The sequence below is a fragment of the Rhizobium sp. No.120 genome, assembly GCF_054558365.1.
The window spans coordinates 1-20694 of the sequence record NZ_BAAJNQ010000005.1 but is presented as its reverse complement, the minus strand read 5'-3'; the positions used below and the strand labels follow the sequence as shown (position 1 = coordinate 20694).

The 20694-nt window shown below is 54.7% G+C and carries 17 protein-coding genes; 5 read left to right on the top strand and 12 right to left on the bottom strand.

What is annotated here, in order from left to right:
• Positions 1-44: 44 nt before the first annotated feature.
• Positions 45-1544 carry a methyl-accepting chemotaxis protein gene (locus tag ACYJRZ_RS16625; RefSeq protein ID WP_459460657.1) on the bottom strand — a complete coding sequence of 500 codons (1500 nt, stop codon included), beginning with the start codon at positions 1542-1544 and terminating at the stop codon, positions 45-47.
• Between the two features lie 336 nt (positions 1545-1880).
• Between ACYJRZ_RS16625 and cml the strand changes: the two genes are divergently transcribed.
• Positions 1881-3077, top strand: coding sequence for a CmlA/FloR family chloramphenicol efflux MFS transporter (gene cml, locus ACYJRZ_RS16620; protein WP_459460655.1), 1197 nt, complete (start codon positions 1881-1883; stop codon positions 3075-3077).
• A 103-nt stretch (positions 3078-3180) separates the two neighbouring features.
• Here cml and ACYJRZ_RS16615 read toward each other — a convergent pair whose 3' ends face one another.
• Positions 3181-4203, bottom strand: coding sequence for an LLM class flavin-dependent oxidoreductase (locus ACYJRZ_RS16615; RefSeq protein ID WP_459460653.1), 1023 nt, complete (start codon positions 4201-4203; stop codon positions 3181-3183).
• A gap of 360 nt (positions 4204-4563) precedes the next feature.
• On the opposite strand from ACYJRZ_RS16615, the gene ACYJRZ_RS16610 reads away from it, so the two are divergent.
• Positions 4564-5064 (top strand): invasion associated locus B family protein, encoded by a 501-nt coding sequence (locus ACYJRZ_RS16610; RefSeq protein ID WP_459460651.1) that lies wholly within the window; start codon positions 4564-4566, stop codon positions 5062-5064.
• A 1191-nt stretch (positions 5065-6255) separates the two neighbouring features.
• On the opposite strand, the gene ACYJRZ_RS16605 is transcribed toward ACYJRZ_RS16610, so the two are convergent.
• The 8 genes from ACYJRZ_RS16605 to ACYJRZ_RS16570 all read right to left on the bottom strand — a co-directional run bounded on the left by ACYJRZ_RS16605 (position 6256) and on the right by ACYJRZ_RS16570 (position 15337).
• Entirely contained in the window at positions 6256-7131 is an 876-nt protein-coding gene (locus ACYJRZ_RS16605; RefSeq protein ID WP_342212250.1) for a Fic family protein, read from the bottom strand.
• Positions 7132-7485: 354 nt separating this feature from the next.
• On the bottom strand, positions 7486-9351 hold the full coding sequence (locus ACYJRZ_RS16600) for a TniQ family protein (RefSeq protein WP_095436755.1): 1866 nt from the start codon (positions 9349-9351) through the stop codon (positions 7486-7488).
• Positions 9348-10394 carry an ATP-binding protein gene (locus ACYJRZ_RS16595; RefSeq protein WP_095436754.1) on the bottom strand — a complete coding sequence of 349 codons (1047 nt, stop codon included), beginning with the start codon at positions 10392-10394 and terminating at the stop codon, positions 9348-9350. Before ACYJRZ_RS16595 ends, ACYJRZ_RS16600 begins: the two co-directional genes overlap by 4 nt.
• Complete coding sequence (locus ACYJRZ_RS16590; protein WP_459460648.1) at positions 10394-12817, bottom strand: transposase; 2424 nt, start codon at positions 12815-12817, stop codon at positions 10394-10396. The genes ACYJRZ_RS16595 and ACYJRZ_RS16590 overlap by 1 nt, the downstream gene beginning before the upstream one ends.
• Positions 12804-13967 (bottom strand): hypothetical protein, encoded by a 1164-nt coding sequence (locus ACYJRZ_RS16585; protein ID WP_459460646.1) that lies wholly within the window; start codon positions 13965-13967, stop codon positions 12804-12806. The genes ACYJRZ_RS16590 and ACYJRZ_RS16585 overlap by 14 nt, the downstream gene beginning before the upstream one ends.
• Positions 13964-14545 carry a hypothetical protein gene (locus ACYJRZ_RS16580; protein ID WP_095436750.1) on the bottom strand — a complete coding sequence of 194 codons (582 nt, stop codon included), beginning with the start codon at positions 14543-14545 and terminating at the stop codon, positions 13964-13966. The genes ACYJRZ_RS16585 and ACYJRZ_RS16580 overlap by 4 nt, the downstream gene beginning before the upstream one ends.
• A 132-nt stretch (positions 14546-14677) precedes the next feature.
• A complete protein-coding gene (locus tag ACYJRZ_RS16575) occupies positions 14678-15109 on the bottom strand; it encodes a hypothetical protein (protein WP_459460644.1) in 432 nt (143 codons plus the stop codon).
• A gap of 72 nt (positions 15110-15181) precedes the next feature.
• Complete coding sequence (locus tag ACYJRZ_RS16570; protein ID WP_158225443.1) at positions 15182-15337, bottom strand: hypothetical protein; 156 nt, start codon at positions 15335-15337, stop codon at positions 15182-15184.
• A 2330-nt stretch (positions 15338-17667) separates the two neighbouring features.
• Between ACYJRZ_RS16570 and ACYJRZ_RS16565 the strand changes: the two genes are divergently transcribed.
• The 3 genes from ACYJRZ_RS16565 to ACYJRZ_RS16555 all read left to right on the top strand — a co-directional run bounded on the left by ACYJRZ_RS16565 (position 17668) and on the right by ACYJRZ_RS16555 (position 19644).
• Positions 17668-17895 carry a DUF4160 domain-containing protein gene (locus ACYJRZ_RS16565; protein ID WP_459460642.1) on the top strand — a complete coding sequence of 76 codons (228 nt, stop codon included), beginning with the start codon at positions 17668-17670 and terminating at the stop codon, positions 17893-17895.
• The gene (locus ACYJRZ_RS16560; protein ID WP_459460640.1) at positions 17888-18298 is read left to right on the top strand and encodes a DUF2442 domain-containing protein; all 411 of its coding nucleotides are present in this window, start codon (positions 17888-17890) and stop codon (positions 18296-18298) included. Before ACYJRZ_RS16565 ends, ACYJRZ_RS16560 begins: the two co-directional genes overlap by 8 nt.
• 323 nt (positions 18299-18621) lie before the next feature.
• The gene (locus ACYJRZ_RS16555) at positions 18622-19644 is read left to right on the top strand and encodes a hypothetical protein (protein WP_459460638.1); all 1023 of its coding nucleotides are present in this window, start codon (positions 18622-18624) and stop codon (positions 19642-19644) included.
• A gap of 21 nt (positions 19645-19665) precedes the next feature.
• Here the strand turns inward: ACYJRZ_RS16555 and ACYJRZ_RS16550 are convergent, their stop codons facing one another.
• Both ACYJRZ_RS16550 and ACYJRZ_RS16545 read right to left on the bottom strand, forming a co-directional pair.
• Positions 19666-20061: a hypothetical protein gene (locus tag ACYJRZ_RS16550; RefSeq protein WP_459460636.1), complete on the bottom strand. Its 396-nt coding sequence runs from the start codon at positions 20059-20061 to the stop codon at positions 19666-19668.
• Positions 20062-20110: 49 nt separating this feature from the next.
• Entirely contained in the window at positions 20111-20509 is a 399-nt protein-coding gene (locus ACYJRZ_RS16545; protein ID WP_459460634.1) for a hypothetical protein, read from the bottom strand.
• Between the last annotated feature and the right edge of the window lie 185 nt (positions 20510-20694).

Below are 20694 nucleotides of genomic sequence, written 5' to 3'. Positions count from 1 at the left end.
CCGAAGCCATCTCATTGAAAGTGCAAACGATGTTGTCGGCCGCTTCAGCTTGCGAGTTTCAGCCTGACAGCGCCTGTCCGCGTTCCCGAACGCACCGTCTTGAAGCGTCCGACCAAACCGGCGAGTTCGTTGCTGATATCGGCGAGGTGCCGCGTGGAGGCATTCGTCTCTTCCATGAGTGCGACATTCTGCTGGGTCATCTGATCCATGTTACGGACCGCGGAGTTGATCTCGCTGATGCCGACGGCCTGTTCCTGCGTCGAGCGGGCGATGGCGCCGACGTTCCGGTCGATAGACGCGACCTGATTGCCGATCAGCGCCAGTGCCTCGCCGGTTCGGTTGACGAGTTCGACGCCGCGGCGCACGTCATTTGACGACCTGTCGATCAGATCCTTGATTTCTTTTGCCGCAGTCGCCGAACGTTGAGCCAGTTCGCGGACTTCCTGCGCGACGACCGCGAAACCCTTGCCCTGTTCGCCCGCTCTCGCCGCCTCGACGCCGGCATTCAGCGCGAGAAGGTTCGTCTGAAAGGCAATGTCGTCGATGACGGAGATGATATCGGTCATCTTGCGCGACGAAGTTTCGATATCGCCCATGGCGGATACGGCCTGCTGCACGACCTCGCGCGAGCGTTCCGCCTCCGAGGCGGATTCTTTGACGATCGCCTGAACCTCGCGTGTCCGCTCCGCCGTCTGCTCGGAAATCGTGGTGATCTGGTCGATCGCAGCAGCACTTTCTTCGAGTGCAGATGCCTGTTGCTCAGTGCGCCTCGCCATGTTGCCGGCGGCAGACGAGATCGAACCGGCTTCGTCGCGAACGCGGGTTACCGAATCTTCGATGTGCTGCATTGCAGTGCCGAGGGATGCAAGCGACCCGTTGTAGTTGCTCTTCAGGACATCGAACTCTGTCGAAAGGGCTTCTGTGATATCAGCCGTTAGGTCGCCGTTCGCTAAGGCGTTCAGCGCTACACCAAGTGCACTAAGCGCGCGTTCCTGCTCGCGCTGGGCAGCAGCCCGCGCGGATTCCGCGCGGTCGCGCTCATCGGCGAGCACCTGCAGGTAAACGGAAATGCCGTAATCCATGTCGACGAGGGCAGCCTTGACGATCGCCGACAGCCGCCGAGACAGGGCTTGTTCATGCTTGCGCTGCATGAAGCCATTGAGCTGCTGCGCAACGATCGCTCGCACGATCCCTTCGAGGATCAAGGCGTAGCCGCCAATATACCAACGCGGCTCGAGACCGAGGCGGGCATGGGTCCTGCCGACCGCCGAGACCGCTTCGACATAATCGGGTCCGTATTTGCCTGACGCGATCGTCTTCCAATGGTCCTGCTGCTTGGATTTGGCGTGGTGCACATGCTGCTGCGACGAAAAGAATTTCGACATCGCCGGATGTTTGGTGATCTTCTCATAAAAGGTGTCGAGAGAGTCTTTGACGGCCGATTCGATAGTCGGCTGCAACTCCGAAAGAGCCTGCCTGGCATCCTGTCCCAATCCAACAAAGTCGAGCCGATCATTCAACTCGTCCATTTTCGATGCGCGCATAGTCAGCTCCGATAAAGAAATTACAAGCAGTTAGGACATGCGCATGGTTAAAAAACCATTAGAAGCGCAGGTCTTTTTGGCGGTCTGATTGTCGCAGTTCTGTAGAATCATGTTGTGACGGCCGGCGCGTTGCAACGCGATTGCTCGTCTTCCCTGCATCTGCTACAGGCAGGTGGACACCACGTATATCGCCACGGAGAAATCGGCATGGGGAACTCCAAGTCAGCAGATAGATAAGCCGCAACAGCTTTTTGTTGTTGCGGCGTGCTGTCGAATTCATTCCCATTGATGCCAGTGGCAGGCGCCGCCCGAACTCTCTTTCGAGCGGAATTTGTTATGTCTGACATACGCCCGTCCTGGGCCTACTCGCTGCCGGCGGCACTGCTGCTGATGGCGCCTTTTGATATTCTCGCCTCGCTGGCCATGGATATCTATCTTCCCGTCGTGCCGTCGATGCCCGGCATTCTCAACACGACATCTGCGGTGATCCAGCTGACGCTGAGCCTCTATATGATCATGCTGGGTCTCGGACAGATCGTTTTCGGCCCTCTTTCGGATCGTATCGGCCGCCGCCCGGTCCTGCTTTTCGGCGCGGCTCTGTTTGCCGCCGCTTCTCTCGGAGCAGCCCTGTCATGGGGTGCACCTGTCTTCGTGCTATGCCGCCTGCTGCAGGCCATAGGCGCGTCGGCCGCCTTGGTCGCGACTTTCGCGACCGTGCGGGATGTCTACGGCAATCGTCCGGAACAGGCCATTATCTATGCCACATTCGGCTCGATCCTGTCCTTCGTGCCGGCGCTCGGTCCGATAGCCGGTGCCATGATTGCCGAGCGGTTCGGCTGGCGTGCCATCTTTATATTGCTTGCGCTTCTGGCATTGGCTGCAACTTTCCACGCCATGGCAAGGTGGCATGAAACAAGGCCTCAGGGCTCGACCGGGCCGTGCCGGCCCATCTTGCCGATCTTCAAAAGCCGATCGTTCTGGACCTATACGCTTGCCTTCAGTGCCGGGATGGGCACATTCTTCGTGTTCTTCTCGATCGCTCCTCGCGTGCTGATCGGCAGGGCCGGCTACTCCGAGCTAGGTTTCAGCATCACCTTTGCAACGGTTGCCGCCGTCATGATCGCGACGGCACGTTTCGCAGGATGGTTTGTCGAAAGATGGGGTATCGCAGGCTGCGTTAGACGAGGCATGGGGTTGCTTCTCATCGGTGCTGGTGCCCTTGCTCTCGGCCAACTCTATAGTTCCCCGTCCTTTTCAAGCTTCGTGCTGCCGATGTGGATCATGGCGGTCGGCATCGTGGTTGCAGGATCCGTGACCGCGAATGGAGCGCTGGCCGAGTTCGGCGATATCGCCGGATCGGCCGTGGCGTTTTACTTCTGCATTCAGAGTTTGATCGTGAGCGTTGTCGGTACACTGGCGGTCACCGCGCTGGATGGCGCCAGCGCATGGCCGCTTGTGGCCTTCCCCATCGTCATGGCGCTGCTGGTATTAGCAGCACTTCATAAGCTGCGGCATCACAACGTCTTGGCTTGATTCGCCAAGCTTGTGTCTCTCTCGGGGTAAAATCAGAAACGACCGCCCGCGAAGGACACCTTCGCGGGCGGTCGGTTTTGTTTCTTGCTGCTTCAGGATCCTGTTAGCGCCACCCCAGTGCCGGCGCGACATGGGTCAGGATGGACTCGATGACATGGGCATTATAGTCGACCCCAAGCTGGTTGGGCACCGTCAGCAGCAGCGTATCGGCCGCGGCAATTGCTTCATCCTTTGCCAACTCCTCGATCAGCACATCCGGCTCTGCGGCGTAGCTGCGGCCGAAAATGGCGCGTGTCTTTTCATCGATGAAGCCGATCTTGTCTGCATCCTTGCCGCTCTGGCCGAAATAAGCGCGGTCGAGATCGTTCACCAACGCGAAGATGCTGCGGCTGACCGAGACCCGCGGCTCGCGCTTGTGTCCGGCTTCTTTCCATGCCTCGCGATAGAGCCTGATCTGATAGGCCTGCTGGACATGAAAGGGCTGGCCGGTTTCGTCGTCCTTGAGGGTCGAGCTCTGCAGGTTCATGCCGAGCTTTGCGGCCCATACGGCCGTGGCATTGGAGCCCGCACCCCACCAGATCCGCTCGCGCAGGCCCTCGGAATAGGGTTCCAGGCGCAGAAGGCCGGGCGGGTTGGGAAACATGGGTCGGGGATTGGGCTTTGCGAAGCCTTCGCCGCGCAGCAGATCGAGCAGCACTTCCGTATGCCTGCGCCCCATGTCGGCGTCGCTCTCGCCCTCCATCGGCGTATAACCGAAGTGGCGCCACCCGTCGATCACCTGCTCCGGCGAGCCGCGGCTGATGCCGAGCTGCAGACGGCCACCGGCGATAAGATCGGCAGCGCCCGCATCCTCGGCCATATAGAATGGGTTTTCATAGCGCATGTCGATGACGGCAGTGCCTGTTTCGATGCGGCTGGTCTTGGCGCCGACGGCCGCCAACAAAGGGAAGGGTGAAGCAAGCTGACGTGCGAAATGATGCACGCGAAAATAAGCGCCGTCCGCACCCAGCTGTTCTGCCGCGACAGCAAGGTCGATCGATTGCAGCAGCGTATCGGCTGCGGACCGGGTTTGCGATTGGGGCGAGGGCGTCCAGTGGCCGAACGAAAGGAAACCAATCTTTTTCATGATGCCATCCTATTACAATCCGAGTAGCACAGCCGGTTGCGCATGAGACATCTTCATGCAGACGCATGGCGCGTTCAAGGCGCCGCTTGCTTGCGTCTTCATGGAATGGCTCGCAAAAGCCGTAGGTTCAAGCAGCTATATGTGCATGGATAAAGCGGATGGAACAGCGCAATTTGTGAACTGATCGTCAATGCCGACGTGGTTGTGTTCTACCCATATATAGTTTCTTGCGTGTTTCCTAACATGAACAAATTTTAACGAAGACGTTAACAATCGGATAACGCACCGCACCGAAACTGCCGCGCGTGTGAGTGCATCTCTCGCTTTCAATGTCCTTGAAACAAGAAATGGCAGGAAACCATGTTTGCAAGAAATTTCGCCCCCGTTCTGGTCTTCGTCGCATTCGGCGCCGGTATAGCGCATGCGGAAGTGCCCGTTCGTATCGATCAATTCGATCATTGGGGCGCGTATTCTTATAAGTCCGGCGATAGCGTCAGTTGCTATGTTTTATCGAGGCCGGTTGCGCAGCAGCCCGCCAGTGTCGACCACGGCAATAATTTCTTCATAGTCTCGCGCCTGTCTCCCGATGACAAATTGGTTCCGGAGGCCGCAATGGGCTATGACCTGAAAGACGGCGCGCAGATGACGGCGACGGTTGGCGACAAGACATTCCCGATGTTTACAAAAGACCGGCATGGATGGGTAAGGAACGAGGCGCAGGAGCCGACCATGGTCAACGCCATGAAAGGTGGGGCACAACTGCAGCTGCAAGCGACGTCCAAGCGTGGCACCGAGACGAGTTATTCCTACTCGCTGTCAGGGATTACCGCCGCCCTGAAGCGAATAGAGACTTGCAGGTAAAGCTGAGGCTGAGCGGCGATCGGGAATCCCACCGAGTCGTATAGTTCGTGAATTGGCTGGCGTCTTCTCGTTGCGCGCAGGAGACGCCAAGTGTAGAAATTCAAAAATGATGACCCAAAGGATTCAATAATATCAATGAGTTAGAGGTAGGAATTTATTCAAATATGTCCCGAAATTCACACTGAGATGTCCCAAAACCCTAAGGCATTGATATTGTATGGTTTTTGCGCGAGCGAATCCGTCATCGAACTCTCCGGCACGTCTTAGGGAGAATCAAGCACTATTGGGCTGTGAGACGCACCTATCCCACTTGCCGCCGACGCACACTTGGAACACTCTCGTTTTAGATGGGAGTTTTGAAGATGGTCCAAACAACCGATTTTGCCGAACGGCAACTTTCTACAGTCAGACCCGCTCCATGCGCGAACGTCCGCAGTCGTTCAAGGGTATGTCGTTATCGGCAGACAGCAAGGCTTAATACAACAACATCGAACTTCATCTTCGTTGTGACGACGAGAGCGTGCCGAACCGCTTCCGATACTACAGCGACTGGCTCGCCGGTGGATTGTTCCGGATAGCCATCTGAGGCTCACCGAGATGGCACGGACGTTCTTTTACACTAACAAGAAAAGGTAATTTTAGATGCCAAGATTTCTTAATCTGCATTCAACCGCTCTCACAGCGCGTTAGCTAACGAGACATGTAAGTAGAATCTGGTATCGAGAAATGAGACAGGATCGCGAAAAGTGCGGAATTAGGTAGCGAATGCCACAAGATGCCGACCGTAAAAATTATCATCCGAAGATCGGCTATGAGAGAATTCACGATCGCCAAACCTTGTGCATTTCCTACCTAATTCAGAAAGCTTCGCAATCAGTCTTCTGGGAGAAGTCCGGGTAGGAGTCTCACCGCTAGCGCGAGCGGAAACGCCAGCCGGAGAGGAGTACGGGACGTTTCAGACTGGACGACCCCGGATTTGATCAGGGTTGCTGTCAATCGCCGGGCTGACCTGTCGCTTGCTCCCGTCAAGGTCACGACGTCGGCACGCTCCAGCTCTCCTCGATAAAGAATGGCTGTCAGCACCGCTTCAGACCTTGGTGGGAGTGTCCCCGCGCGCATCTCCTCCCTAGCCCATGTCAGCACCTGGTCTCGCAGTTTGTCCGGTTGCATCAGACTGCTCATGAAATCCACCTAGTCGATGCAGGTTTCCAGAAAGAATTCCGCGAAGCTGGCGAGCGCGTCTTCGCTGAGTGTTCCTGCTCCGTCGAGGTTCCTATGACGCGGCTCGTCGCATGACTGAAGGCGCGACATATATTCCTTTTCTCGCTGCGCGAGGCCACGCGCCACCGACCACAGGCCTCTCATATCGATAGTGGACCTTAGCGCTGCATAGGACACAAGTCTTGCGACATGGCCGTTGCCGTCCAGGAAAGGGTGGACCCAAAGGAGGCGATGATGGCCGTAGGCGGCAATGAGAATCCTATCGATCCTACCAACCGACTTGTAGCCCTGCTCCATACGGGCGAGAAACCGTGGCACTGATCCAGGGCTGACTGCCACGTGCCGACCGACCTTAACGTCTCTCGTCCTGATAGCGCCTGGCTCTACCGTTACTTTCTCATCGCCTTTGCTGGTCTCCACCAGAAGGAGTTCTGGTGGAAGGAGCTCGCAGAACCGCCTGTGAATTTCGCAAATTACCTCTGTAGAAAAAGGTGCGGCATCAATCACGTCATCGTCGATCCATTTCTGAACAGCGATGTGCGCGCGCGCCTCCAGTTGGAGATCGCGCTTCCTTGCGCCATCGCTATAGTCATCATGCATTGCCCGCTCGATATCGATCAGGTGCGTGTTGTGACTTTCGATCAGGTTGCTGTAGTAGCAGTTCACAGCCCTGACGAGATTGGCGAGGGAAGCAGCGATCGCCGGGGGTAGAGACGATGAGAATGCCGCTGATTTCTCGGCCAACGAAAGCGCGAGATCGTTCAACTTGGCGCGGGACTTTGCCCCTTCGGAAACGAGAAGGGGTTCGAAAAGACCAATGCTTTCGCCGTCATCGCGCGCCGTCATGTTTGACCAACTTCTTGGCCGCTTCTTTGGCCATATTGGAGATCATGATTTCTCCATATATAACCGTAAGTAAGAAAAAATTAATTGGGTATTATGTCCTGATTATTGGCCGCTTTCCTAGCCAGAGTGCGGACGCAAGATCCGCGCCGCCACTTGCACCTCGAACGACCGTCGCCGAGATAGTTGACCTGTAGCAATTGCTGACGGCTCCACTTCTCCCATACCTTGCGGCAGCATGGCCACGCCTGAGCTTTTAGGTCAGTAGGCGGAAATTGGTATGGGCCGCCACCGTACGCATCAAGGGGCTCGGCTTCTTATCGCCAAGAGCAGGCGCTATTGCAGGATCATCACTTCTTACCTGGGTGAACGCTGCCTCCGGGATTTCGAGCTCTTGCCCTTGCGCGCACGTCCTTTTACGACGACCTGATCGTCAGCCAGCAAGTAGGGCGCATCCGTTCGATGGAAGACTAGACTACAAACATCTTCTGGCGGGAATGCAGGTACGATGTTTCGATGCCGCGTTCGCGCGCCAATGGTCGCTGGATGCAATGTACCTTGGTTGGCCAGCCCGATTCCGGTGACATAGTCTCGTTCAAAGCGCTCAATCGATTCGAGGGTAATCGCATAGCCCGTGTTGCTCATGCTTCTGAGTACGCCGTTGGCCACCAACCAAGGCAAACTCCGGCGAGAGATCGACAGTCGCTTGCAGACGGCATTCGCATCGAGTCCGTGAACTGGTTCCAGTACCGATTTGAGCTCCAAGAGGTCTACCTTTAGTCCGTCGAGCAGCGACCCGCGTTCCGCATACGCCAGACGTGATAGTTTCTGACCAAAGACCGTGCGGAGCACCTTGCCAGAAGAGTCCTGGAAATGGCGGAGCGCGCTTCGCAACGAGATGAGATCGGGAATCTGCTCGCCGCCCGGTGCAATCAACTCGGCTTTCAACTGGATGATTGCGGCTCGGGAGTATCGTGTGCGGGTGCCAACGCCCTTCTTGGCACGCGAAACAATTGGCACAATGATGCCCTCTGTTACGAGACGGCGGCACTCAAAGATACTCCAGCCAAGAGTCCTGCTCGCTTCAGGAAGCTCGATGGAATCGCTGAGAGTTTCAACTGCCATCCGCGCCACCTCCGCACCGACGAAGATCTGTTCACCGGCCGACGCATCGCCTTGGATTAGATTCTGTGATGACAGGAAGGTACGAACTGTCTCATCCGCAAGTCCGGCTTTAACAGCCACCGTTCTGATGCTGGTCCACTCGGTATCCGCAACTGATCCAAAGAATTCTGAATTGTCGAGTACATGCATTCTGTCGATGGCGTGTTGCCGGATCATATCCCTGATGGAATCATATTCGTGGCTGCTTTCCTGTTTGCGCAGCGCCCGGTAAAGCCTGCCGTAGAGAACATTCCCCGCGCGCTTATTGCTCTTCGTCGTGGTCGCAATAATTGCGTCCAAGACTGAATTAACTCCCTTAGTTTCTCCAAGTAGTGCACGGTACCCGCAATCGTATGCTGCGCGGAGGTCATTTTCGGGTGTCTTGCGAAAGCGGAACGTCCTTCCAAATCTATGCGCCATTCCAAGCAACTGGCACATGTCGATTGCAGTCGAGATGGAGGCCGCATTAAGGATAGTGCCATGCTCCCGCTTTCCTCCCAAACGTTCGGATACAAATTTCTCAAAGCCAGTTGGTTCCAGCTCAGACGTTGGTGCCAAGGCTGTCGAGAGGAACTCGCTAGCTCCATCGAGTGTCCGAAGAAAGTCGGGACACATTGAATTGCTTCCATGGAGCGCGACAAGCGCTCGCCCGTGCTTGACGCAAGTTTTCACGCTCGAAAGCATCCAAATCGCACGAGCGTATCGGCGGGTACCTGGCATTCTGGACGGATTCATTTCATCCTCCGCCAAACATTCGGAGCAAACCCGAAATCTCGTTCGCCAGAGACCAAACCTGTTGAACCTCCCGCCCGCAAAACCCACCGTGTTGTCGCTGTTTGCGACAATCCGTGCATCTAGCATTCGGCCATGGTGCACCCCGAAGAGTTCGGCAAGCCGCGCAACCTCGGCCTCGTTTCCACGATAAATGCTTAGCGGCTCAAATCCGATGTCGTTGAGAAAGCCTCGGAGACTGTTGCGGCCGTTGGCACGCCCCATCCGTGCCAAATAGCTGAGCAACGTCTCATCGTCGAAAAAGGGGACGCGCAACAAGCCGCTCACAGCCTTTCGAGCTCCCGGTCGAGAAGTTTGAAACTAGACGTGAGTTTGCCATTCCTTCCTATTTCACGCTGAATACGCCGCCAGTCGGGAGACATAAAGACGTTGCTGACCCTGGTACATCGCGAGAGGCGGCGGTAACCATCGACGAAATGGGCATGGCTGAGCGATGAATTTCCCTTCTCGTCCCAAAGGGCCGATTCAATCGACCGTTTGGTGAGTTGGATAGAGATACCGAAGCGCCACAAAGCGCCATGCATTAACTGGCGAATGAAATCATCGAGCAGGGGGAGCGCAAGTTTGAGCTTGCAGGTCTCGGCAAACACCTTGATCATCTCTCGAGTCTGCTCGATATCGCCCTCTGTATCGGTGAGCCCATCAATAGAGATTTCGCCGATCCGGCGATCCGCCTGTTGCCAGACGTCGCGATTGACGAACTCCATGATGTCCGGAATACCAGCGATAATTAGCCATACAGGCCAGTCGGGATCCTGCATAAGCAACTTGATCTGGTTGGTTAGATGGGCAGCTCCCTTGGCCTGTGACCCCTTCAGGACGTGCTGGAATTCATCGAGAAAGATGACTTTGTGCATCTTCCGCTGCAGCCTATTCCGCACTGTCCTCCAGACCTCGTCTTCGTCTCTCATCTTCTGTAGGGGATACCCGGAGGCGGTAAGGATCGCTGTACCGAGGGTGAGGGCTGTGCAAGACGAGGGTGTCTGCACACGGAGACAAAATTCCACATCGTTGCCATACCCATCATCGAATGTCTCGAACTCGGTCGTCGCATCGAGCCTCTGGTTGACCAGAGTACTTTTCCCGGCTCCGGACGGTCCGGTAACGGCTACAGCATAGCCAGCCCGGGTATTCGGGTTCAACATATGGGCAATCATCACTTCCAACTCCATCGTCATCTCCCTGTCTCGATCGGTAGTGACGTAAACCTCACTCAGATCCTGGAGCAGCGCTGCCCGATCGATAATTTTTGCCGTTACCCGCTTACGCAGTAGTTCCCGAGAGAGATAGTTACGGCTTTGTTCGGACATTATTTTTCCCTCCTCGGGCGGCGCTCGAACCCGAAGCTCTTTGGTTGCGTCTGTTCGGTTTCGCTCCTGACAGGTTCATTTTCAGGAGTAGGCGGCGGATTATCCGATCTCAATGTGGACGCCTTGGCGGCCCGCGGAGCCGTCTTCCTTTTGCTGCGACGAGTCGTACTATTTTCGTCATCGGCCCGCTGGTCGGGAGGAAGCAGGCGCTTGGCGTCGGAAACAAAGGCGGATCTATCGAAGCTTCCGTCTTCGGGGGCGAATGGGTCGGCCTTCTCGAACATTCTACTAACATCGGTACCCAGCAGGGGATTCTCGCTGTCTTCATTGAAGACCGCCGCCTCGAAACCGTCGTCGAAGAATTCCTCAAGCTTGTCGTCGCTCGTCTCCACAGTCCCAATGTACTGTCCGTAGTCGTATTCCTGCCGCTGGTTGTAGTGGAAGGAGTTGGCCGTTTCCTGATACCGAGCGATCTTTTCCTCGAGCGGCGTATGCAAAATGACACCAGGGCGCGACTTAGACTTGCGGATGACCTCCTTCACGGCCGCCATGGCCTGCATCACAGTTTGCTGACTATGCTCGTGCCCACCGGGAAAGGTTTCTTTGAGATAACGAACGGTTTCTCCCCACTCCTCGAGTGTAGTTCCCTTGAGACCGGTGAAAACCGCGGGCACGTCGATCCATTTGTGCAGGAACTTGTGTTTGACAGAAATCGTGGAGATATCCTCGTCGCTCATGCGAACGATTAACGTGGAGTCGAACCATTTTTTCCGGATCTCGAGCAGCTTCGGGCTGGAATAGATATTTCCAAGAATTTCGATCCCGGCAGTACCAATTTTGACGGTTAGCGTAGCTCCAAATGCTTCGCGGTACTCCCGCGCGCTCGGTGGCGGAGCAACTGCGCCTTTCGCAAGTTGTGACCCACGGTACCAGGCCTCAAGTGGCGTCATACCGAGAGAGCGATGCTTGGTGTTGTGGTAGCAATCGACGATGAGGCGTACCAGAAGATCAGACAATTCCTCATCGGTGATCGTGGCGTGCTTTGTTGAATCGTACTGATCTTTCAAGAGTGGGTTGGAGAACGTACGACCTTGAAAGAAATGAATGTATCTCTGATTGAGAGTTTTGAAAAATCGCTCGACCCTTGCTCTCAGGTGGGGATGCTTCGATGGTGGGATACGATGGGTGCCTGTGAACATCATGCACGCTAACTCGAACTTCGCCGAGACGAAGCCCGCTCCCGCATCTGTGTGGATCGCCTCCGGCGTGCCGCACTGCGGCCATTCTGTCAGTGCGCCAACCGAAGCGGCGATTTTGTCTTTGGTTCGTGCGACCATCGCAAGGGTAGCCACGGCCGAGCTAGCATCCGGGCTGCCTCTCAGAATTTTCATCCCGCATACAGAGCGCGTGAATGCGTCCAATGCCACGCAAATCCACGCCCTGCGAATCTTCTCGATCCGTGCTCTTACCTCTGGATGTAGGTAATTCCAGATGCCATTCTTGGTGCATAACACCATGAGATCGAATTCGTGTTCGTCCATCTCCACGATCTGCAAAGGGCGATCCGGCTGGAGACCTCGCTGTTTAAAATCGTACTTCCGCTTAATTCTCTCCACGTTCGTTGATTGACCTGCTTCATTAAGAAAGTCGTTGCCCTCCTTTACCAACCTCCGGAAGGTCGAGAGCGATGGAAGTCTATAGCTGGGCTGTCCCTGCTTAATGAGCGTGCGGTTGGCCAAGTGCATATCGAGCCAGCATTGCTTGATGGTCTTTTTATCAGGCGTGCGATACTCATCGGCGAAACGAAGCTGAAAGGTCAGCTCGTCGCGAGTGAATGTGCTGCCGGAGCCAGAGCGTCCTGCTCGGCGATCTGCCAGTGATTCCGGCTGCAGATGTCCATCTTCGAACTTTTTTACGAGACGCAGAAACTGACGCGGGCTCACGAAGAGCTTACCTTTGCCCTTCTTTTCAATGCTGTGTCGTGCTTCTTGAATCAGTGCCGCGTTTTCCAGTTTGAAGACGGCCATAAATCTTTCGATGTCGTTTCTGGAACGATGAGCAATTTCATTGATGTTGTCCTCCCCATATTCCTGGGCGAGAAACTCGGAAACCATGCGCGCCCGCAAAACTGTCTCCGGTTCAAGCCCGGGGCACGCTTCCCTCTGCGACCGCTTGATTTCGGCAGGCACGCCGAAATGGCCTTTTTCAATCTCGAGTTTGCCCATGCCAAGAAACTTGGAGATCAGTTGCCAGCTGTACGATCTGGGCTTTGCCTTCAGATTGCCGGTGATCGATTGCAGGATGACATTTTCCCCCGATTGGCCGACGAGACGCATCGGATGTCCGTAGACAGTAACTAGATCGTCCGGTTCGATGGCGAACTTCGTAAATGCTGAACTTGAGGGACGGTTAGCAATGTTCATGATCGACTCCTTCTGTAAGACGGATTAACGAGTGAAATTCCAGGTTGACCTGATGGGCGCGGATATGGTGGTGGGCCACTTGACCGCGCCCGATCAACGCCCAAAGAGCATCCCATGCGCAGCTAACGGTCAGATCGGGGATGCCAGACAGCACGTCGGCTACTCGTGCGACACCGCCGGCTTCCTTCAACGCGTTCATCACCAGCCGATTGTTCTCTTCGTTGTTTAACCGCCTGGCACGGAGAATCTGGGAGGCACTGTAAACGGCCGGCCTGGTGATGATCTTCTCGGTCAGAACACGTGCGAAGTGAGCGTGGTTGCGCAAGTCGTGGCTACGGATGAGTTCAAGATCGTGCTCGACTTCGGCTGCTTTTTTTTGATGGCGGACGGCAAAAAGGCCACGGCAGCCTGAGGCGTAATCCACACAAAGGTCGAAGTAGTGCTTGTGCCAGACGTCTTCGCGCTTAAACCATACGGGACCGAATTGAGCCTGAATCGCCACGACTTTTGGGTCGGCCATGAACATGATCATCGCATCGTGCTCAAGACTGCTCTCCAGGCGAAGACGGGTATTGGTGTTCGGATCAATCGCCTGAACGCGGTTTGTAACAATGCTCTTGCGATGTTCTACTGGTTTGGTGCCTGGTTTGTTGCGCAAGGCAATCTTGCGGGCCGCCGCACCAGTCTCTGGATATGCTGAGTCCCAGTCGATATCCGGTTCACCACTGAGCAAATTCTGACCGGCATTGTCGTTTGAAAATGATGGCTGTTTCCGAGTGAGGCGGTCCGGCTTGGCATAAACCGTTGTTTGCTCGTAGGCCTTCGAGATCATATCGATCCCATTGCGGCGCTGGAGCATGGCGGCGATGATGAATGACGGATCAATTCCAGGCATCTGAGCCCTCTGGCATGTGGAGTTACGCGGGCGCGGGGTAGTTAAGCCCTTCTTGCTTCTCAATGACCTTAGATTGCCGGGTATCTTGAAAGGACGGTGGCAGAACGCTGCGGTGAAATGCAGCGAGTGACGTGGTTTGCTGCGTCCGAAAACCCATCGGCGACCCCATGCTTTGGGTGTGCTGCAGGCCATATCGCCGACCAAATTGATGCCGGCTCCGTAGTCGGAACGATGTGTCGCGTTGCTGATAATCATCGCAGCGTCCTCCCGATCGCCGATGCGGGAAGCGGTTCGATTTTAGTTCCGAACCCGAACTCGACGATTTGTCTGAATTGATCGGGAGAGCTGGCTCGGCGACGCATCAGCGGAGGATCCAGAAGACCACATTGCCCATCTTCCAGCAGAACCTGGGCAACGAAATCAGTTTTGAATGGAATTCCCAGGTAACAATGCGATGGACCGAGCTCCCAGGTGGTCTCGATGACCGCCCCCCTCCGATTGATGACCCAGGCGTGGTGAAGCGGTACCGGAACGTCCTCGCACAGCGCGTATCCCTCGGCGTACACGGCATCGTCGCGAGAAAGTGCGATGGCTGTCGCGTTTACAAAGCACTGTTTAGGCGTTCCGGGACGGAGCCATAGCGGCACCGAAGATGAGGACGGGAAGACTTGCCCGAACATCTCCAATGCTGTGGCAGGACCAAAGTTTCGTTCGTCTTGGGCAAGCCAGTTGATATGGCGATGTAGCCGATCGTTTGAGATCACCTCTCCGGGTTCATTGTTGAGGCGCATATCCGCGTATTTGCGGAGATTCGATTTGCGGGATTTTTTCATTGTTCGCTTCCTCAAGGTACAAGCTCTCGCCACTCGCGAAGGCTAGGCCCACGAAGTTCAAGAATCCGCCGTCTCACGCAGTGCGTGGGGCGGCTATGATGGGAAACCGACCAGGTAACTTGGTCGGAGCTGCTATCGGAATTCGACGGGAAGACGCTTGGAGAACACGGATGCAACGCGCATGTCGACGACGACATTTCCGAGCAAGCAATTGCTCGCGTAGCCGCGGCGTGTTGTTGTTGAGCGGACTTCCGGCGTATGATCACAATTGTGATCAACTGCCATACCGGTCTTCGTGCAATCTGCGTCGTTCAGCATCGCAGACATCGACCGGAACAAGCTAACGCCTAGTTCAAAGTCGAAGCTGCTTGGGCCGTTATTCGTATCGCCAACATTGCTTCTCTCCGTGCGTTGGCCGAAAAGAGGACCAACTTGAACAAAAGCGTCGCTGGCAAAGGTTAATTTTCGATGAAGCGAACCGATGGGCTGTTTCCTTCCGGCGCAGCTCGGATATCGGTGTGCGAGTTGGCCTTCCCCATATCGCTTTTCCAACCTGAATTGCATGATGATGCTCCCATAGTTGCGCCAATCGCGGGAACTGGGTCTCCGCGAAGGCGACATACTCAAATTCGAGCTTTACAGACCGCATGGGCCGGGTCGGTCGGAAACCTTGCAGAGCATTCTCGCGATCTCCTCTTCTACGGGAACGACCTCAAGTTCGGAGAAGGGGAGACGCTCAATGTCGAGTAGATCGGTGAGGAACGCGGATATGGCTTCTTTAGGCTTGGGCATGGCACACTTCTCCGTTGCCGCGCGCGAAGGCGGCGGCTTATTGGGTGAAAAACAAAAACTGAGCGCCGTTTGGTGCAGACCCGACTGGCAGGCGTGGTTCGACACAGGAAGGCCAATCCTCCCTCATGCTATACCAGCGCGTTAGTCTTTGGTCCTGCCGATCTCCAGGACATGTGGTTGTCTCGGAGATCTACATCCGGCGAGCGTGAGACACAGGATCGCGACCTGCCGTTAACGATTTACGCGTCATACGGAGATGGCAACCGGTTTCCCGTTTGATTTTTGGTGGGTGTGCGGCTACATATATTGCATGGTTTTTTTCTCCTTAGTTGAAAACCATAAGCCGCAACCAAATGCGATTGAGTTGCGACATCTAAAAACGGGTCGCTTTTGCGGAGCGGCCCGTTTTGATTTTCGGCACCAATCAATTGGCACCGGTAGGTCTCATATAAGACGTTCGTCGGCCTTTGTTCAAGCTTTCAAAGACCCCGAGACGATCTATTGGAACATGGCGTCATGCGAAGAATACAACCCAGGGACGATGGTCTGAATTTCGTCGCGCTGCTTGACTTGCTTGAGGTCGTAGGAAAATTCAAGAACTCGTTTATTCGTTGATTTCCTTGAAAAATTCAAGAACTCGCTGTGAATTTTCTTGTCGTTCATGAGTGGTCTTCTTTGCTAGATGACATTAGGAAATGTTCGCGAAGCTCGTGGTTCGCATCCCGCGGTACCCGTTTAGAGGGTGGCTGGGAGCCCTTGATAAGGGTCGGTACAGCACACTCGGCTTGTATTCGTTCGAGCGCCGGAACGCCGGGCTTCCTATCCCGGTTTTGGTCGCGCGGGGAGAGCAAGAGTTATCTATATAGGCGTTTCGGATTTACGATTTTTCCCAGGTGGCGCGAGCGTCGCTAGTCGCGCCGTCGTAAATTCTTTCACATCGAATTTTCCTTGCCACCAAAGAAATCTGCGAAAATTTCCCGCGCTCAATATTCAAGAACTCGATACCGCAGCGTCTTTCGTTCGCGACAAGTTATAGGCATCGACGCGGATGGGTGTGCTACAACTTATGCCGGTACTGGATTTCGTTAACCATAGCCGACGTTTTGCTCTTTCGGTGCTCCCGTAACCGCTGTTTTCCAGACGGTTTCCAGAGTTTGACCACAAGGCAGATCCAAAATCGGGGTCGAGCGTCATCTCCAACAGCACAGGAAGTTCTTGGCGCGACAGTTTGAGAGGTTGCTGCCGCAAGACTACCAGTGAAAGGCGGTACCCGCAGTGCTGCTCGCTTTCAATTGGGTGCAGACCGATATTCTTGATATGTACAACACATGTTGTGTATCTGTTCTGATTGCAGGGTCCTTAATTCTACTAGGATCGTGCTTTCCAGGGTCGGAATGCCGGGGTATAGTTTAGGCCCATTGGAGGAGCCGAATGTTGACTGGGCATCTGCAGGAATGGAACAGGGCGGATGCCGAAAGGCGCATCCGTGAAGTCTTGGATGAAGCTAAGTCCGGTAAGCTGCAGAAAATCCGTGACAACGACGGTTTTTTCGAGATTCGATTTATCTCTCATGAAGACAAGGAACCTGCGGGCCAATTCCTGGCAAGAGGTGGGCCTGTCGACAGCTAGCTTATGGGATCGCAACCATCTCGCGTATCCATCGCGCATTTTCGTAGTCCTCTTCGAGGTCCAGAATGAAATCGCCTTTGATAGACTATCGAATGTAGTCGAGCCTGCTACAACCATGTCCATGATGACTTCGACGCCGACTTCTCTGAAGAAGGCTCATACGTGTGGCCACCAACGACGGTCGGTCGTTGAAAGATTCAGGCACGCCAGCAAGGTGTCAGCATCGACGTGGATCGGTAGCGGAGCGTTCACGGTAGTCAACGCTTGCCAGATCGCCTAGCTTTTCACTGTATGATCACTCATGGTGATGAAGCTATCAAAGCGAGGGGTAACCCTCAAGCTTCCTGCAGATGACACAAAACTCACAAAATACCGCGAGGCGTCCTTCGACGCGGGCATCACCTGGCACAGCGCTTGTTGGTTGGTCGTCGATCTATTGCATTGATCTTCCACATCCGCAGCGACAGGAAAATTGGGGTTACACGGCTTCTTGCAAAGGTGCCATTTGCTCTCTCAAAAGGGAAAAGCAATCGGTCTCCTTGGGCCTGCCGAAAAAATCTCCAGTATAGGCGATATCTCAGATAACCGGCGTTATAAGAGATGCCACTTACTCAAATGCGTCGGTGCCTTTCGCGCTCGAAAGCTTCAGTCGAACGCCTCACGGCTCTTTAAAAACCCAAGTTGTTAGGTTATTATAGAGCATGGTCACCGTTCTCCGCGAAGCAGGAATGCGATTTGTCATTTTCACGGATGACCACGAACCGGCGCACACCCACGTCTATGGAGATGGGGAAGCCCGTATCAATATCATCGATCTTACGGTGATATCAAACCGGGGATTGAGGAAGCGGGATTTGAGCGCGGCCCTTGCCATTGTTCAGGCGAACAAGCGCCTGTTCATCGAAAAATGGGAGAGCATCCATGGGTGAAGTTGTCTTTGAAGATCGTCACTACCGAGAAGCTACCGCGAGGGGAGAGGCAGAACGCGTCCGCGCACCCATCCCAGCATCGGCCCGTTTCGATGAGGCATCCGGCCGCATTGTCGTGGATTTTACCAACGGCGCTGCGTTCATGGTGCCTGCCCGATCGATGCAGGGACTGGAGAATGCAACCGTTGCGCAGTTGGCCGAGGTGGAGCTTCTCGGCCAGACCGGTCTGCATTGGGAAAGCCTGGACGTGGATTTTACCATCGCCGGGTTGATGAACGGCATATTCGGTACGGCAAAGTTCATGGATGTGCAGCGCCGAGGCGGTCAATCCCGTTCACCGGCAAAGGTGGAGGCAAGCCGTGCCAACGGTGCCAAGGGCGGACGCCCTCGGAAGAACGGTTAGGCGCTCATGAGGTTCTGCGGGCGGCTTGCCCAAGGGTGCGGACAAGGTTTGTATCATTGTGCCCGAAAAGAGAACTGGAAGCCATTTGGGTTCTCCCTCTGTTCTGATTGTCCACAGCTGGCTGCGCCTGGACGACGGATCATCGTATGGTCGAATTACCTTCAGGATTTTACGTCAGGCTGCCGCAGCCTCCGGTGGCAGTCAATGTCCGTTGCGCTGGACGAATGAAAGCAGTTTTAATATGAATGCCCTCTATCTCCATTCACTTGTTAGCAACTTGCAGTGGGTAAACCCCTGTTAAAAGCCAGGGGGATTGATCTGTCGTGAAAGTTATTGCTGCCGTATTCGGAGAGGAGAATTTTCTTTGGCCGTATTGTAGGGAGCACGCGACTGTCGCGACATTAAATCGGGTGGAAGCTCAGCGGCTTTGGGAAGCTGGCGATAAAGAGGGGTACATCCAAGATGGCATGAAGAACAAGACCGTGCGGGGTGTTCTTGCAACACGCACGGTTGCCAGCACATGGTACGGACTGATGACAACGGTCAGCGAGACTAGCGGTGACGTCTGGATACACAAGGATGGTGACCGGATATGGTGGACCACATCTCGGGCAAGCCCTGCATACTTCATCCGTGACGTTGTAGAACCCGTCGGAGCGCGCCGCCACGTGGTAGTCTGCCATAAGCCATGTGACCCGTGGAAAAATGTCAGTCGAAACGGACAGCCATTGCTGTGGCACACCCTGCATCCGAAGGCCAAGGACTTCCTTACTACACAGTCAACACTTCGACCGCTGAGCGCAGACAATGCAGCGTATGCTCTCGCTCTAATCGCGGGAGATCCTCTGGAGCTATGGCATGCACAAGAAGAATGGAAACGTAAATTCGACGCTGCGAAAACAAAGCAAGCTGAGGTAACTTATATTGTCGGTCAGGAAAGGGCAGCATACGAGCTCGCTTTAGAGCTCATGCCCGAAAAGCGTATGGCCGACACTGCATTCAAGACGGCACAGACGTCGAACGGACAAAAAGTCGAGCGTACCCTCAAGAACAAAGAGGTTCGCTTTCTTGATCGTATGGCCCTTTCCAACTATATCTCCGATCTGATCGCGATACAGGAAGGCTATTGTGCATTGACGGGGCTGAAACTGGATTACCCGGAGAATGGCGGCGATCCCGAATTATTCTGCTCGCTTGATCGGATCAATAGTGACGGGCACTACGAACAGGGCAACTTGCAGGTTGTGTGTCGCTTCGCGAACCGTTGGAAGGGTGCAGGGGATGACGCTTCATTCAGGAGGCTGATTGATGCTATCCGGACCGCTGCGGTGAACCTCATCAACTAGGTTCTTTCATCTGGTGCAAGATCAAACTTCGACGTCGTCGATAAGTTGTGCCAGCGGTCGATAACGATCAGCTAAAAAAGCGCGGACGAGCGTGTCTTCGCGATCCATCCAGTCCCTACGAGATGAAACTGACCCACCAGGAGTGAGATTTGGTTCCGCGTGATCGACATCCATGATGAAGATCGCATCCTCCAAAATCGGATATCGCTGAAGCGCCTGTAACCTGTAACCAATTATCTCGGCGCAAACTAACTCACGAGCGGCATTTGCGAGGGCGAGTTCAGTGTCGTGCGGTCCGAGTTCACTAATGACGTCAAGACCCGCTTCAGCTCTGAAACGGAAAAACCCGTAGGCATCGCGCGCCTCTTGAGTATTTTCCCCTTCATACGTCTCAAAGAAAGCTTCGTAATCCTGCAAAACTGCGCCCCACCGCCGGGTGTCCGACAGTTGATTTAGCAGCAGGGTATCAATGAAAAGATAATTTTGATTGGGAGATAATGTCCTGGATGAGCCGATCGGCGCGGATTACCGCATCCCTTGCCTGAACTAGGGAAATTGGTAGCGCTGGAGTTCTCGACGCCACTGAAAGCCTTCTGTTGATGTTTCCCAAACCCAGAATGATAGCTTTATGGCGGAAACCTAATATTAAGGTAAGCAACTTCGACCGAAGCGGGCGCGTTCGTGTCCTATCAACAATCTCGTCCAGAAGACCATCAACGCCCGCAATGCTTGAGGCAACCAGATCGATTTTGTCTGAAATAAGCTGTCGCTCAGTGAATGAAAGTTCCGTCAGATTAAGACTGAAGTACGATTCCAGCACTGCGTTTTTGATGAATTCCGCCGATGCGGCCGTGTCCAGTGACATGTTGAAACCTGCTTGACGAGAGTTCTCCTATTCTGAAGGGTAATTTGGCCGGCGGTCGAGATTCCATGTTGTAGAAGGATTTCAACTACCTAGAGTACGGGGGGAGATGAAAATGCCAGACATCGTCATTGCTCCTGAGGCTGCGGCCAATGCGATCCATGGCACACGGCATCCGCCAAACGATC

What these genes read in the sequence shown, in the direction of transcription:
- ACYJRZ_RS16625 (WP_459460657.1), bottom strand. Translation starts at nt 1,544, where the DNA reads ATGCGCGCATCGAAAATGGACGAGTTGAATGATCGGCTCGACTTTGTT.
- cml (WP_459460655.1), top strand. Translation starts at nt 1,881, where the DNA reads ATGTCTGACATACGCCCGTCCTGGGCCTACTCGCTGCCGGCGGCACTG.
- ACYJRZ_RS16615 (WP_459460653.1), bottom strand. Translation starts at nt 4,203, where the DNA reads ATGAAAAAGATTGGTTTCCTTTCGTTCGGCCACTGGACGCCCTCGCCC.
- ACYJRZ_RS16610 (WP_459460651.1), top strand. Translation starts at nt 4,564, where the DNA reads ATGTTTGCAAGAAATTTCGCCCCCGTTCTGGTCTTCGTCGCATTCGGC.
- ACYJRZ_RS16605 (WP_342212250.1), bottom strand. Translation starts at nt 7,131, where the DNA reads ATGACGGCGCGCGATGACGGCGAAAGCATTGGTCTTTTCGAACCCCTT.
- ACYJRZ_RS16595 (WP_095436754.1), bottom strand. Translation starts at nt 10,394, where the DNA reads ATGTCCGAACAAAGCCGTAACTATCTCTCTCGGGAACTACTGCGTAAG.
- ACYJRZ_RS16590 (WP_459460648.1), bottom strand. Translation starts at nt 12,817, where the DNA reads ATGAACATTGCTAACCGTCCCTCAAGTTCAGCATTTACGAAGTTCGCC.
- ACYJRZ_RS16585 (WP_459460646.1), bottom strand. Translation starts at nt 13,967, where the DNA reads ATGATTATCAGCAACGCGACACATCGTTCCGACTACGGAGCCGGCATC.
- ACYJRZ_RS16580 (WP_095436750.1), bottom strand. Translation starts at nt 14,545, where the DNA reads ATGAAAAAATCCCGCAAATCGAATCTCCGCAAATACGCGGATATGCGC.
- ACYJRZ_RS16575 (WP_459460644.1), bottom strand. Translation starts at nt 15,109, where the DNA reads ATGCAATTCAGGTTGGAAAAGCGATATGGGGAAGGCCAACTCGCACAC.
- ACYJRZ_RS16570 (WP_158225443.1), bottom strand. Translation starts at nt 15,337, where the DNA reads ATGCCCAAGCCTAAAGAAGCCATATCCGCGTTCCTCACCGATCTACTC.
- ACYJRZ_RS16565 (WP_459460642.1), top strand. Translation starts at nt 17,668, where the DNA reads ATGGTCACCGTTCTCCGCGAAGCAGGAATGCGATTTGTCATTTTCACG.
- ACYJRZ_RS16560 (WP_459460640.1), top strand. Translation starts at nt 17,888, where the DNA reads ATGGGTGAAGTTGTCTTTGAAGATCGTCACTACCGAGAAGCTACCGCG.
- ACYJRZ_RS16545 (WP_459460634.1), bottom strand. Translation starts at nt 20,509, where the DNA reads ATGTCACTGGACACGGCCGCATCGGCGGAATTCATCAAAAACGCAGTG.